The following is a 12,876-nucleotide window of genomic DNA, read 5'->3' on the forward strand; positions in this document are numbered from 1 at the left end:
GGTCAGCCCGCGGGACCCCTCCCCTCCCCCGCGGCGGCCCAGGCGCGGACCTGATCCATCCAGGCATCCGGCGAGAGCACAGCGATGCCGGGCATCACGGTGAGCGGGGTCACGCGTTCCAGCCGGTCGCGCTCGCCGAGCCGCAGGGCGCCCTTGCGGGCAAACAGGCGCAGGATCTCGATGAGCCGGGCCTCGTCGGGCGGGTCGGAGCGGGCGGCGGAGCGGATCGAGTCGGCGATGTCGTCGGTGGTGCAGTCCACCGTGCCGTCGGTGGCGACGCGCGAATCGCGAAGCCCCTCCTCGTAGGCGAGCCGCAGCGCCAGCAGCACCAGCGTCTCGTCCTTGCGCAGGCGCTCGCTCTGCGCGTCGTGGCGCACGCCGTCGGGCGGCAGGCTCAAGAAAACCATCTGGTCGCGGTGGGCGACCTCGAAGCGGTAGCCGAGGCAGGCGAAGTAGTCGCGGAAGAACGGCGCGTAGTGGCGGGCCAGCTCGTAGGAGCGACCGATGCCGGGCGTCGCCGCGTAGACGCACTGGCCCTTCAGCATCACCTGAAGCGCGCGGGTCAGCTCCTCCTCGCTCGGGGCGGGGCTGCCGGGCGGGGGCGGCTCGTCCCCGTCGAGGATGGCGCGGAAGGCGTCGAGCATGGGGCTATCGGGTCTGGACGGCGGGTCGGCGGCTCTTCGCCTCGGCGACGCGCTCGATCGAGAAGTCGGGGCAGTCGATCCAGCCGTTGGAGAGCCGGCCCTCGCCCGGCGCGAGGCGGTAGCGGGCGCGTAAGGAACCGTCGAACAGCACGTCGATCTCGCGCAGGCGCTGGAACACCACGAAGGCATCGACGTCGGCAATCGTGATGTCGGAGCCGCGTAAACGACGGCCCGGCGCGAGGTGCGCATCGAGGAAGGCGGCGATGCGCTCCGGCGTCACGGTGGTGCGGCGGCGGAAGGCGTCCTTGGCCAGGACGAAGGCCTCGATCGCCGGATCGGTCTCGATCTCCGGCAGCGGCTCGGATTCGATGGCGCGGCGCGGCATCCGCGGGTTGGTGAGCTGCGGCGGACCGATCGGGGGGCGCAGCAGCGACACCTCCGGGACCGGCATGGCGGGAAACGCATCTTCGGGCGCCGCGCCGGCCGCGCGGAGCGCCGCGGCGGCGCGCTCGATCCGGGCGGAATCGCGCGGCTCGCGATAGCGCAAAGTCGCCGCCATGCGCCGCTCCAGCCGGGCGACGACCGAGGCGACGGCGTCGAGATGCGGATCGAGCCCCTCGAAGATCGCCAGGATCTCAACGAGGTCGGTGCGCGCCATCCGCTCGGCGGCCGGCAGATCGCCGGCCCGGCCCTCGCGCAGGTTGCCCTCGGCGAGCGCGCGGAGCGTCAGCGGATCGCGCAGGGCGCGCCCCGCCTCGCGGACGATGCCGGAGCGGAAGCGGAACGGATTGAAGCGGGTGTGGAGCGTCCGGTAGTCGGAGACGAGGTGACGCTCGACGAATTCCTCGAAGTAGAGCCGGAGCGCCGCGCCGACGTTTGGCTCGCGCAGGATGCGCTCCTCAACCTTGCGCAGGCCTCCCGCCAATCCGCGCAGGTGGGCCAGGAAGGTGCGGGCGGCTTTCGCCGCATTGCGCAGGGCCTCCGAGCGGTCGGCCGGGCTGGCGATGGCGCTCTCCAGCGCCCCCAGGACCTCCAGCACGGCGCCGCCGTAGGAGCGCGTCTCGCCCCGGTCGATCCGGGCCAGCTCCTCGATCAGCAGGCGGGCCTCGGGGTCGAAATCCACGACCGGCACGTAGCGCTCGCGCCGCTCGACCAGCCAGCCCGCCTCCACCAGCCGGCGGTAGACGTAGGAGCGGCGCTCGATGGGGTCGGCGGGCGCGGTCTCGTCGTCGGCGATCTCGGCCTGCGACCAGCCGCCTGAGAACTCGCCGATGGCCACGATCAGGTCAGCCTTGCGCAGGGGCTCGGCACTGTCCCCGAACACCGTGGCGTGCAGGTGCAGCAGCAGGGCCGCGTTGAAGACGCGGCTCGGCGCGGCGAGCGGGCGGAAGAGGTCGTCGGCGAGATGGGTGAACAGCATGATGGGCCTTGGGGGAGCCAAAGCCCGGCCTCCCCCGCAGGTCAATGCCGTGCAGGTGCATCGCCTTCGCCTGCCATCCGTTGTCCCGTGAGACTTCCGGAGGCCGCCATGCGCATCGAGACCGTCTTCCTGTTCGACCTCGACGGCACGCTCGTCGACAGCGTCTACCAGCACGTGCTGGCCTGGAAGGAGGCGCTCGACGAGGAGGGAATCCCGCTCTCGGTCTGGCGCATCCACCGCAAGATCGGGATGAGCGGCGGGCTGTTCACCAACCAGCTCCTACGCGAGACCGGGCTCGACATGGATCCCGAGCGCATCGACCGGCTGCGCCGCCTGCACGCGGCGGCCTATGGCCGGCTCTCGAAGGGCGTGGTGCCGCTGCCCGGCGCCAAGGAATTGCTCACGACGCTCACCGACAACCGCATCCCCTGGGCCATCGCGACCAGCGGGCGGATGGAGACGGCGAGCCACAACCTCGTCGCGCTGGGCGTCGATCCGGCCCGCGTGCCGGTGGTGACCCGCGACGACGTGAAATACGCCAAGCCCGATCCCGACCTGTTCCTCGCGGCGGCCGAGCGCCTGAACGCGCCGATCGAGCATTCGGTGATCGTCGGCGACTCGATCTGGGACATGCTGGCGGCTCGGCGCTGCCGCGGCCTCGGGGTCGGCCTGCTCTCCGGCGGCTACGGCACGGAAGAACTGGAGCGCTCGGGCGCGGTCCGGGTCTACGACGATCCCGCCATGCTGCTCGACCATCTCGACGAGGTCGGCGGGCGGCGCTGAGGCCTACCCGTACAGCCAAGGTTAATCCGGTGCGTGGGCTCACGTTCCAGTGATTTGGAACTCGTCCGGCCAAGCTGACGATTGGCTGAATGGCCGGTTGAACGCGCGTTCATGCGGCAGGACGTAGCATCAGCTTCATCGATACAGGATTGAACCGATTCCGCTGCACCGCCGTTGGGGTGCCATCGGATCGATGATCCAACCTTTCGGAGCGTATGACGCAATGAAGAAGCTCGCAGTCCTCTCCGCCGCCGCCGTGCTGGGCGTCGGCGCCCTGACCTCGACCGGCGCCGAGGCGCGCTGGCGTGGCGGTGGCGGCGGCGCGATCGCCGCCGGCGTGATCGGCGGCCTCGCCGCGGGCGCGCTCGTCGGTGCCGCCGCCTCGAACAGCTACGGCTACGGCGGTGGCTATTACGGTGGCGGCTATGGCGGCGGTTACGGCTACGCCCCGGCCTATGGCTACAGCTACGCCCGTCCCGCCTACGGCTACCGCAGCGTCGGCTACTACGACGACGGCTACTACGCGCCGCGTCGTGCCTACCGCCGCGCCTATTACGGCGGCGGCTACGGTTACGGCGGTGGTTACGGCGGCTACGGCTACGGCTGGTAACACCCCTCGCCCCCCGGCGTGAGGCAGGCCGCGTCCCGAAAGGGGCGCGGCCTTTTTCGTGGTGTCAGGCTTTCGAGCCCGCGTCGCGGCTGCCCGCATCGCGACTGCCCGCGTCGCGGGCCGCGATCGTCTCCGACCACACCACGGAGCGCCGCGCCATGCCGATATGCTGGCGCTCGTACATGCGGCCCTCGACCTTGATCGCCGCGCGCTTGGCGTTCTCCGGCAGGTTGAACGCGTCGATGACGAGGCGGGCGCGGCGCACCTCCTCCTCGGTCGGGGCGAACGAGGTGTTGGCGGGCTCCAGCTGGTTCGGATGGATCAGCGTCTTGCCGTCGAAACCGAGGTCTCGCGCCTGCCGGCATTCCACGCGGCAGCCGTCCACGTCCGAGATGTCGTTCCACACGCCGTCGAGGATGGTCAGGCCCTCGGCCCGCGCGGCGGCGAGCGTCAGCATGATCCAGGGCAGCATCGGCACCCGGCCCGGCACGAGCTGCGCCCAGGTGTCCTTGGCCAGATCGTTGGTGCCGAGCACGAAGCAGGTGAGCCGGGTGCGCCTGTCGCGCCGGGCCTTGGCGATCTCGTGGATGTTGAGGATCGCCGCCGGCGTCTCGATCATCGCCCAGACGGCGATGGATTCGGGGGCGTCCAGCGCCTCGAGATGGTCGGCGATGCTCTCCAGCACGGCGGGCGACGACACCTTCGGCATCAGGATCGCGTCGGGCTTGGCCTCGATCGCCGCGCGCAGATCGCCCTCGCCCCAGGGGGTCTGCGGGGCGTTCACGCGGATCACGAGTTCGCGATGGCCGTAGCCGCCGCCCTTCACCGCGGCGCAGACCTGCTCGCGGGCCAGTTCCTTCTCCTCCATCGACACCGCGTCCTCGAGGTCGAGGATCAGCGAATCGGCCGGAAGGGTCTTGGCCTTCTCGAGCGCCCGGGCGTTCGAGCCCGGCATGTAGAGCACGCTGCGGCGCAACCGCAAATCCGACATCGATGGTCTCCTCCGTAAAGCCGATCCGTCAGGCCGGCGCCTTTGCCGCACCGCACCATTTTGCATACGGAATACGGGAGAACCGGTTCGGTTGGAAGCGGCCGGGCGCGGTTCTACCTTAACCACGCGGCCGGCGACCGCCAGAGGCCGCACTTTCTCTCTTGTCCGGAGTCACCCATGCCCCTCATGCGCTTCGACCTCATGGAAGGCCGCAGCGACGCCGAGCTCAAAGCTCTGCTCGACGCGGCGCACGAGGCGATGCTGGAGGCGTTCAACGTGCCCCCCGGCGACCGCTACCAGATCGTCACCGAGCACAAGCCGACCCGGATGATCGTGGAGGATACCGGCCTCGACATCCCGCGCACGAAGGACGTCGTCGTGGTGCAGATGATCACCCGGCCGCGGGGGCGTGAGAAGAAGGAGCTGTTCTACCGGCTGCTCACCGAGAAGCTCCAGGCCGCCTGCGGGATCGCGCCCGCCGACGTGATGGTCTCGACGGTGGAGAACACCGACGAGGATTGGTCCTTCGGCCACGGCCGGGCGCAGTTCCTCACCGGGGAATTGTGAGCGAGCTTTCGCCCTCCGCCACGAGCCAGTCGACGAAGGCCGTCAGCGCCGGCGTCTTGTCGGCGTCGAACGGCGTCAGCACGAAGTAGCCCGGCCGCTCGACCGTGATCTCCGGGAAGGGGGCGGCGAGCCGGCCGTCGGCCACTGCGCGGTCGAGCACCGGAAAAGGCGCGATGCCGAGCCCGGCGCCGTCCTCCACCGCTTGGAGCGTCACGAAGAAGTGGTCGAAGATGCGGGTGGGCGCGCCCTCGGGCCGGCTCGCCCCGGCCGCAGCGAGCCACGCAACCCAGTCGCCCGGCCGGGTCTGGGTGCCCAGCAGAACGTGGCCGTCGAGATCGCCGGGATGTTCGAGCGGGCGCCGCGCCAGCAGGCCTGAGCTCGCCACCAGCGTGTCGAACTCGGGGAGGAAGGGCACGGCGCGGTGCTGCGGCCAGGGCTCGGGGCCGCGCCGGATCGCGAGATCGAAGCCGCCGCGCAATTCTTCCTGAAGCGTCGTGGTCGTCGTGACCGTCACCTCGGTGTCGGGCCGCGCAACGCGAAAACCCTCGAGCCGCGGAATCAGCCAGCGCATGGCGAACGTCGTCGGCGCGCTCACCCGCAGCACCCGCGGCGCCACCGGCCGGCCGCAGGCTTCCGCCGCTTCCGTCAACCGGTCGAAGGCGAGGCTGATTTCGGCGGCGAACACCCGCGCGGCCTGGGTCGCCACCATCCGCCGCCCGACGCGGGCGAAGAGCGGTTGCCCGAGCCACGCTTCCAGCGCGGCGACCTGCCGGCTGACCGCCCCATGGGTGAGGCCGAGTTCCGTGCCGGCCGCCGCATAGCTCCCGGCCCGCACGGCGACCTCGAACACGCGTAGGGCATTGAGCGGAGGAAGGCGGCGCATGCGTGAGGTTTTAGCACGGTACGCGTGAGAAGGACGGGGCTGATCGCGGAAAGCTCACGGGTCTAGAAGCGGCGACGGATCGGGTCGACCGTTTGGATGAAACAGTCTCCTCCCACCCGTCACGCGGCGAGCCGGAAGGGCGCCTCTCCTCCCCCTTGCGGGGAGGAGATGGAGGTGGGGGTGGTTCCGGATGAGGCGGAGGCGGTGCCTTCTGCCCGACCCCCACCCCTACCCCTCCCCGCAAGGGGGAGGGGAACACGCGCTCAAAGCGGCCTCGATTGAGGCAGGCGGGGAGAGGGGAGCGTGGCCGCATCCGGATTGATCGACCCGTGTGTGATCGAGCCGATCGCTTCGGAGAACCCTGCCGTGAGCCAAGCCCTGCCGCTCTCTGAAGCCACCCACGACGACTGCGCCGCCACCCGGCGGCGCAGCCTCGGCGGGGCCTGCCTCGCGCACGCGGTGCACGACGGCTACACCGATCTGCTCTACGTGCTGCTGCCGGTCTGGCAGGCGGAGTTCGGGCTGTCCTATGCCGGGGTGGCGGCACTGCGCAGCCTCTATTACGGCACCATGGGCGGGCTGCAGATCCCCGCCGACCGGCTCGCCGGGCGCCTCTCGATCCGCGCGGCGCTCGCGCTCTCGACGCTCATCGCCGCGGCGGGCTTCGTCGTGATGGGCCTGAGCGGCGGGCTGTTCGGCCTCTGCGCCGGCCTCGTCCTCGCCGGAATCGGATCGAGCATCCAGCATCCGCGGGCCTCGCTGCTGGTCTCGGAAGCCTACGGCCGGGCCGCGCGCGGGCCGCTCGGCATCTACAATTTCGCGGGCGACATCGGGAAGGCGACCTTTCCGGTCGCCGTCGCCCTGCTGCTCGGGCTCATGGCATGGCGCCCGGTCGCCGGGTTGATGGCGCTGGCCGGGCTCGTTGCAGTCGGCGCCCTCGTCGCGGTGCTGCCCAGCCGGCCCCTCGCCCCGGCACCGGCGCGGGCGGCGGGAGGCGACACAGGCCAATCCCGAAAAAACTTCGCGCTGCTGATGGGCGTCGGCGCCCTCGACACCGCGACCCGGATGGGCACGCTGCTGTTCCTGCCGTTCCTCCTAGAGGCCAAGGGCGGCACCGGCGCGACCACGGGGCTGGCCCTCGCGCTGGTCTTCGCGGGCGGCGCCTTCGGCAAGGCGGTCTGCGGCTGGCTCGGCGAGCGGGTCGGCGTGGTGCGCAGCGTCATCGCGACCGAGATCGTCACCGCGCTCCTCGTCGCTGCCCTCCTGCCGCTGCCGCTCGGGCCGACGCTGGTGCTGCTGCCGCTGCTCGGGATCGCGCTGAACGGCACCTCCTCGGTCCTCTACGGGACCGTGCCGGACCTCGCGCCCCGCGGCGACACGGCCCGAGCCTTCGCCCTGTTCTACACCGCGGTGATCGGCTCCGGCGGGCTCGCCCCCATCGCCTACGGGGCCTTCGCCGACCGGATGGGCGAGACCGCGGGCCTGCTAGCGGCAGCCGCGACCGCGCTCGCCACCGTGCCGCCGGTTCTGGCGCTGCGCCGACCGCTCAAGGCGGCGCAAGCGCGGGTATAACGAAGAACAAGCGCGGCAATTGCTGACTTCCCGAAGTTGCCGCCCCCGACAACGGGTCACCCTTTCGTCAAGATCGACCGTCACAGGCGTCCCCATACTTCATCGAGGGGACGAACCTGATGCGAATGACCTGTCTCGGCCTCGCCGTGATCGCCGGCCTGTCGGTCTCCGCGCCCGCGCGGGCCGAGAGCCGCACCGCGATGGGGGTCGGCGCGGGCGCCGTCGCGGGCGCGCTGGTGGGCGGGCCGATCGGCGCGGTCGTCGGCGCGGTGGCCGGCGGCGTCATCGGTTCGAACAGCGAGGCCCGTCCCCGCTCCGCCCGCCGATCCCGCGCCGCCGCGCGCCGGCACGCCCAGCAGCGCCAGGCGCGTCTGCGCGCCCCTGCGCCGCGCCGCTCGGCGATGGCCGAGCCGCCTGCCGCTGCGGAGCCGTCCCGTCCGGCCACCACCGGCAGCACCGGCCCCTCGTCGGCCGTAGCCGCACCGTCCGGCTCGGGCTGGCGCGATCCGCGCTGACGCAGGGCTCGCGGAAAGTGTCACCCCCGCGCCACAGCCAGGGAAATGCGCAAGCGAGACCGGCTCCTTGCCATTTTCATGACGCGTTGCGGCGCGCAAGTTCGCTCTACGCCATGTCCGAGAGCGAGGAAGCGATGGTCGATCCCGACAAGCCGGACAGATTTCCGCCCCAGATGGGTAAGGCCGACCTCACGGTCGGCCGGGTGACCAAGGGGGTCGCCTACGCCATCGGCAAGCGCCTCTCGGTCGAGCGCGACAGCGCCCTGCCCGACCGCCTCGCCCATCTCGTGGACCGCCTCAATGCCGGCCCCCTCGGCCGCTCCGCCCTCAAGCCTCGTCGAGTCGCCTGAATGTCCAAGATCGAACGCGCCCTCACCGACGCCAATGTGGTCGCCTTCCCGTCCGCCGCCACCGAGGCGGTCGCCGACGAGAACGTCGCCTCGATCATCGAGGTGCTGCAGGACCAGCTCAAGCTCGCCCGCGAGGGCAAGCTGCGCTCGGTCGCGGTGGTCTCGGTCTCCCACGACGGCGGCGCCATCGGCACGCAATGGTCCTGCGCCCACGGCGACGTGGCGAGCCTCATCGGCAAGCTCACCGTTCTGTCCCACGACATGATGGCCGCCCGGAACTGATTTTTTCGGGACTTCTTCGAGCCCGAACGAAAAAGGCCGGTGCCTCGGAGCGCCGGCCTTTTTCGTGCCGTCAGCCCTCGGGCGTCTCGCGAAAGTACGGCTCGACCGGCCCCTTCAGCTTCACCGTCATCGGGTTGCCGGCCCGGTCGAGGGTCTTGCCGGCGGAAAGGCGCACCCAGCCCTCGCTGACGCAGTATTCCTCGACATTGGTCTTCTCGACGCCCTTGAAGCGGACGCCGACGCCGCGGGCGAGCACCGCCTCGTCGTAGAACGGGCTGTTCGGGTTGACCGAGAGGCGGTCGGGAAGCTGGTCGGACATCGTTCGGAGTTCCTGGCAAGCGAGCGGGCCGGTTACGTCAATCGCGGCGGCGTCGCAACGGCGCGGTGGGCACCGGCCGTTGAGGTGGGGCGGGCATTTCTCCTATCCTGACGCCTGCCGTAGGAGCCGCCGATGCCGTCCATCACCATCAGCAACGTCCCCGACGCGCTCCACCGCGCGCTGCGCCTCAGGGCCGAACGGCACGGGCGCAGCACCGAGGCCGAGATTCGCGACATCCTGGAGCGGGCGACCAAACCCGAAGACGGTCTGAAGCTCGGTTCGCTCCTGGCCTCGATCGCCCGGGACGCGGGTGGATTGACCGAAGCGGAGGCCGCACGGTTCGATGGGCTGCGTGACAGGACGCCCGCCGAGCCGATCACCTTCGAATGATCGTCCTCGACACCAACGTCATCTCGGAGGCGTGGAAGGCGGCGCCCGACGCCAGCGTGGTGGCTTGGCTCGACGCGCAGGTAATCGACACCCTCTACCTATCGGCCGTGACGGTGGCCGAACTCCGCCTCGGCGTAGCGACGATGCCGTCCGGCAAGCGGCAGAGAATTTTCCAAGAACGGCTGGACGGCGAGGTCCTGCCGGCCTTTACGGACCGTGTCCTCCCCTTCGACCTCGAAGCCTCCCGCGTCTACGCGGAGTTCATGGCACGGGCGAAAGCGGCGGGCAGGGCGATCGGCCGGGCGGACGGCTACATCGCCGCCACGGCAGCCTTGCGAGGTTTTTCCGTCGCGACGCGCGACACCTCTCCGTTCCTCGCCGCCGGCGTGCCGGTCATCGATCCGTGGCAGGCTGGACAAAATCCCTAGCGCAGCGCCCTTCCGCCTGCGGACGCCCCTCGCTCCGCCCGCACCGCCGCGATCAGTTCCTCCACCCGCCCGCTCTGCAGCAACGGCACCCACCGCATCACCGTCGCGTGCGAAAAATCCCACCACGCCGCCTCAACCAGCGCCGCCACGGTCGCCTCGTCGAAGCGCCGCCGCACGATCCTGGCCGGGTTGCCGGCGATGACCGCGTAGGGCGGCACGTCGCGGGTGACGACGGCATGCGCCGCCACCACCGCGCCGTGGCCGACCGTGACGCCCGACAGGATCAGGCAGCCCGAGCCGAGCCAGACATCGTGCCCGATCACGACGTCGCCACGAGACGAATGGTAATCCTCGGGGGCATCGGCACCGGGCCACAACCCGGACATCGCCGCGAAGGGATAGGTCGAGACCCAGTCGAGCCGGTGGTCGCCGCCGAGCAGGATCTCGACCTTGTCGGCGATGGAACAATAGCGGCCGATCGTCAGCCGCCGGCCCGATTCGGGGAAGCGCACCTTCGGTCGGCCGTAAGAGTATGCACCGATTGAGAAATTCCAGCGTCGCGCCAGGGCTTCGAGGTGCAGCCGGGTCTCGTTGTGCGGGTTGCGCCCCCGCCTCAGCCGTTGCAACAGATGCCTCAACGATGCGCCCCTCCACGAAGCGGGGACGCGACCGGCGCGGCAAGAACGGGAGAGGACGGCGTCATGGCCGACAACATGTCCGAGGATCTGAAGTCCGGGGCGCTCGTCTACCACCGCCTGCCCAAACCCGGAAAGCTGGAGATCCAGGCCACCAAGCCGCTCGGCAACCAGCGCGACCTCGCGCTCGCCTACTCGCCGGGCGTGGCCGCCGCCTGCATGGCGATCCACGACGATCCGCAGGAGGCCGCCACCCTTACGATCCGCCAGAACCTCGTCGCCGTGCTGACGAACGGCACCGCGGTGCTGGGCTTGGGCGATATCGGCCCCCTCGCCTCCAAGCCCGTGATGGAGGGCAAGGCGGTCCTCTTCAAGAAGTTCGCCGGCATCGACGTGTTCGACGTCGAGGTGAACGAGAAGGACGTGGACAAGCTCGTCGACGTGGTCTGCTCGCTGGAGCCGACTTTTGGGGGCATCAACCTCGAGGACATCAAGGCGCCGGAGTGCTTCGAGGTCGAGGAGCGCTGCCGCGAGCGGATGAACATCCCGGTCTTCCACGACGACCAGCACGGCACCGCGATCATCGTCGCGGCGGCCGTCCTCAACGCGCTGGAACTCGCCGGAAAGCAGCTCTCGGCGGCCAGGATCGTCACCTCGGGCGCGGGCGCGGCGGCGCTTGCCTGCCTGAACCTGCTGGTGTCGCTCGGGGCGACGCGGGAAAACATCACGGTCACCGACATCAAGGGCGTGGTCTACAAGGGCCGCACCGAGCTGATGGACCGCTGGAAGGACGTCTACGCCCAGGAGACCGAGGCGCGCACGCTGGCCGAGGTGATCGGCGGCGCCGACGTGTTCATCGGCCTCTCGGCGGGCGGCGTGCTCAAGCCCGAATATCTCGAGAAGATGGCCGAGAAGCCGCTCATCATGGCTTTGGCCAACCCCTACCCCGAGATCATGCCCGACCTGGCGCAGGAGAAGCGCCCCGACGCGATGATCTGCACCGGGCGCTCGGACTTCCCGAACCAGGTCAACAACGTCCTGTGCTTCCCCTACATCTTCCGCGGTGCGCTCGATGTCGGGGCCCACGCGATCAACGAGGAGATGAAGAAGGCGGCGGTGAAGGCCATCGCGGCTCTGGCCCGCGAGACGCCGTCCGACGTGGTGGCCCGCGCCTATGGCGGCGAGGCACGCCCCTTCGGCCCGCACTCGCTGATCCCGAGCCCGTTCGATCCGCGCCTGATCCTGCGCATCGCCCCGGCCGTCGCCCAGGCGGCGATGGATTCGGGTGTCGCCGGTCGCCCGGTCGAGAACATCCAGGCCTACGCGGATTCGCTCGACCGCTTCGTCCACCGCTCCGGCTTCATCATGAAGCCGATTTTCTCCAAGGCGAAGGAGAACCCGAAGCGCGTCGTCTACGCCGAGGGCGAGGACGAGCGGGTGCTGCGCGCCTCCCAGGCCGTCGTCGAGGACAAGGTCGCCCACCCGATCCTGATCGGGCGCCCGCGGGTGATCGAGACGCGCATCAAGCGCTTCGGCCTGTCGATCCGGCCGGGCGAGGACTTCACGCTGATCGATCCGGAGGACGATCCCCGCTACCGCACCTACGTCTCGACCTATCTCGAGGTGGCGGGCCGGCGCGGCATCACCCCCGATCTCGCCCGCACCCTGGTGCGCACCAACACCACGGTGATCGGCGCGCTCATGGTGCGCCGCGGCGAGGCCGACGCGCTGATCTGCGGCCTGGAGGGCCGGTTCGAGACGCGCCTGCGGGTGATCCGCGACATAATCGGCCAGAGCCCGGACGTGCTCGACTTCGCGGCGATGAGCCTGATCGTGACGAAGAAGGGCGCCTTCTTCCTCGCCGACACCCATGTCCGCCCCGATCCCAGCGCGGAGGAGATCGCCGACGTGGCCATCGCCTGCGCCGGCCACGTCTCGCGCTTCGGCCTGACGCCGAAGATCGCGCTCTTGAGCCACTCGGATTTCGGCCAGTCGGATTCGGCGAGCGCCCGCAAGATGCGCGCCGCCCTCGAACGCATCCGCGCCCGCGCGCCCCAGCTTCAGGTCGACGGCGAGATGCAGGCCGATTCGGCCCTGTCCGAGCTGGTGCGCGACCGGGTGCTGCCCGGATCGGGCTTCAAGGGCACGGCCAACATCCTGGTCTTCCCGAACCTCGACGCGGCCAACATCGCCTTCCAGTTCGCCAAGGTGCTGGCGGACGCGCTGCCGGTCGGCCCGCTCCTGATCGGCCCGGCCAAGCCCGCCCACATCCTCACCACCTCGGTGACGGCCCGCGGCATCGTCAACGTCACCGCCGCCGCGGTGGTGGAGGCCCAGGCCGGCTCGGTCGCCGAGATCGCGGCCCTGGCCGAACCGGGGGCCGCACCGGTCTCGGAGTGATCCGGGCGGAGGATCCGGTACAGGACGTCGCACCTCCCCCGGCATGCCGGGCGAAGTGCGAGCAGCGGCGCGCGTGAACGTCGCCGG

16 protein-coding genes are annotated in these 12,876 nt (G+C 70.5%); 10 read left to right on the forward strand and 6 right to left on the reverse strand.

The annotated features are described in order from the left end of the window. Positions 1-2: 2 nt before the first annotated feature. Both HNR00_RS14740 and HNR00_RS14745 read right to left on the reverse strand, forming a co-directional pair. The gene (locus HNR00_RS14740) at positions 3-644 is read right to left on the reverse strand and encodes a DUF4194 domain-containing protein (RefSeq protein ID WP_183570567.1); all 642 of its coding nucleotides are present in this window, start codon (positions 642-644) and stop codon (positions 3-5) included. 4 nt (positions 645-648) lie between these two features. Beyond that, positions 649-2,064 (reverse strand): Wadjet anti-phage system protein JetA family protein, encoded by a 1,416-nt coding sequence (locus HNR00_RS14745; protein ID WP_183570569.1) that lies wholly within the window; start codon positions 2,062-2,064, stop codon positions 649-651. 108 nt (positions 2,065-2,172) lie between these two features. Between HNR00_RS14745 and HNR00_RS14750 the strand changes: the two genes are divergently transcribed. Continuing rightward, positions 2,173-2,847 carry an HAD family hydrolase gene (locus tag HNR00_RS14750; RefSeq protein ID WP_183570571.1) on the forward strand — a complete coding sequence of 225 codons (675 nt, stop codon included), beginning with the start codon at positions 2,173-2,175 and terminating at the stop codon, positions 2,845-2,847. A 223-nt stretch (positions 2,848-3,070) separates the two neighbouring features. Next, on the forward strand, positions 3,071-3,457 hold the full coding sequence (locus tag HNR00_RS14755; RefSeq protein ID WP_183570573.1) for a hypothetical protein: 387 nt from the start codon (positions 3,071-3,073) through the stop codon (positions 3,455-3,457). 64 nt (positions 3,458-3,521) lie between these two features. Here the strand turns inward: HNR00_RS14755 and HNR00_RS14760 are convergent, their stop codons facing one another. Continuing rightward, positions 3,522-4,448, reverse strand: coding sequence for an HpcH/HpaI aldolase/citrate lyase family protein (locus tag HNR00_RS14760; protein ID WP_183570575.1), 927 nt, complete (start codon positions 4,446-4,448; stop codon positions 3,522-3,524). Between the two features lie 177 nt (positions 4,449-4,625). Between HNR00_RS14760 and HNR00_RS14765 the strand changes: the two genes are divergently transcribed. Then, complete coding sequence (locus HNR00_RS14765) at positions 4,626-5,015, forward strand: tautomerase family protein (RefSeq protein ID WP_183570577.1); 390 nt, start codon at positions 4,626-4,628, stop codon at positions 5,013-5,015. Here HNR00_RS14765 and HNR00_RS14770 read toward each other — a convergent pair. Further along, positions 4,999-5,898, reverse strand: coding sequence for a LysR substrate-binding domain-containing protein (locus HNR00_RS14770; RefSeq protein WP_183570579.1), 900 nt, complete (start codon positions 5,896-5,898; stop codon positions 4,999-5,001). The two genes, HNR00_RS14765 and HNR00_RS14770, sit on opposite strands and share 17 nt — an antisense overlap. Positions 5,899-6,264: 366 nt before the next feature. Between HNR00_RS14770 and HNR00_RS14775 the strand changes: the two genes are divergently transcribed. From HNR00_RS14775 to HNR00_RS14790, 4 genes are all read left to right on the forward strand, one after another. Next, complete coding sequence (locus HNR00_RS14775) at positions 6,265-7,470, forward strand: MFS transporter (protein ID WP_183570581.1); 1,206 nt, start codon at positions 6,265-6,267, stop codon at positions 7,468-7,470. A gap of 119 nt (positions 7,471-7,589) precedes the next feature. Continuing rightward, positions 7,590-7,985 (forward strand): hypothetical protein, encoded by a 396-nt coding sequence (locus HNR00_RS14780; protein ID WP_183570583.1) that lies wholly within the window; start codon positions 7,590-7,592, stop codon positions 7,983-7,985. A gap of 113 nt (positions 7,986-8,098) precedes the next feature. Next, positions 8,099-8,335, forward strand: coding sequence for a hypothetical protein (locus HNR00_RS14785; RefSeq protein WP_183570585.1), 237 nt, complete (start codon positions 8,099-8,101; stop codon positions 8,333-8,335). Then, positions 8,336-8,617, forward strand: coding sequence for a hypothetical protein (locus tag HNR00_RS14790; RefSeq protein WP_183570587.1), 282 nt, complete (start codon positions 8,336-8,338; stop codon positions 8,615-8,617). A gap of 70 nt (positions 8,618-8,687) precedes the next feature. Here HNR00_RS14790 and HNR00_RS14795 read toward each other — a convergent pair whose 3' ends face one another. Continuing rightward, positions 8,688-8,936 (reverse strand): DUF3297 family protein, encoded by a 249-nt coding sequence (locus tag HNR00_RS14795; protein WP_183570589.1) that lies wholly within the window; start codon positions 8,934-8,936, stop codon positions 8,688-8,690. A gap of 132 nt (positions 8,937-9,068) precedes the next feature. Here HNR00_RS14795 and HNR00_RS14800 point away from each other — a divergent pair, with 132 nt between their 5' ends. Both HNR00_RS14800 and HNR00_RS14805 read left to right on the forward strand, forming a co-directional pair. Continuing rightward, positions 9,069-9,326, forward strand: a complete 258-nt coding sequence (locus tag HNR00_RS14800; RefSeq protein ID WP_183570591.1) for a FitA-like ribbon-helix-helix domain-containing protein — start codon at positions 9,069-9,071, stop codon at positions 9,324-9,326. Further along, positions 9,323-9,754 (forward strand): type II toxin-antitoxin system VapC family toxin, encoded by a 432-nt coding sequence (locus HNR00_RS14805; protein ID WP_183570593.1) that lies wholly within the window; start codon positions 9,323-9,325, stop codon positions 9,752-9,754. The genes HNR00_RS14800 and HNR00_RS14805 overlap by 4 nt, the downstream gene beginning before the upstream one ends. Here the strand turns inward: HNR00_RS14805 and HNR00_RS14810 are convergent. Next, positions 9,751-10,380: a CatB-related O-acetyltransferase gene (locus tag HNR00_RS14810; protein ID WP_183570595.1), complete on the reverse strand. Its 630-nt coding sequence runs from the start codon at positions 10,378-10,380 to the stop codon at positions 9,751-9,753. The two genes, HNR00_RS14805 and HNR00_RS14810, sit on opposite strands and share 4 nt — an antisense overlap. 75 nt (positions 10,381-10,455) lie before the next feature. On the opposite strand from HNR00_RS14810, the gene HNR00_RS14815 reads away from it, so the two are divergent. Beyond that, on the forward strand, positions 10,456-12,789 hold the full coding sequence (locus HNR00_RS14815; RefSeq protein ID WP_281383318.1) for an NADP-dependent malic enzyme: 2,334 nt from the start codon (positions 10,456-10,458) through the stop codon (positions 12,787-12,789). The last annotated feature ends 87 nt before the right edge of the window (positions 12,790-12,876 follow it).

This window comes from Methylorubrum rhodinum, from assembly GCF_014199935.1.
GTDB classification, from domain to species: domain Bacteria; phylum Pseudomonadota; class Alphaproteobacteria; order Rhizobiales; family Beijerinckiaceae; genus Methylobacterium; species Methylobacterium rhodinum.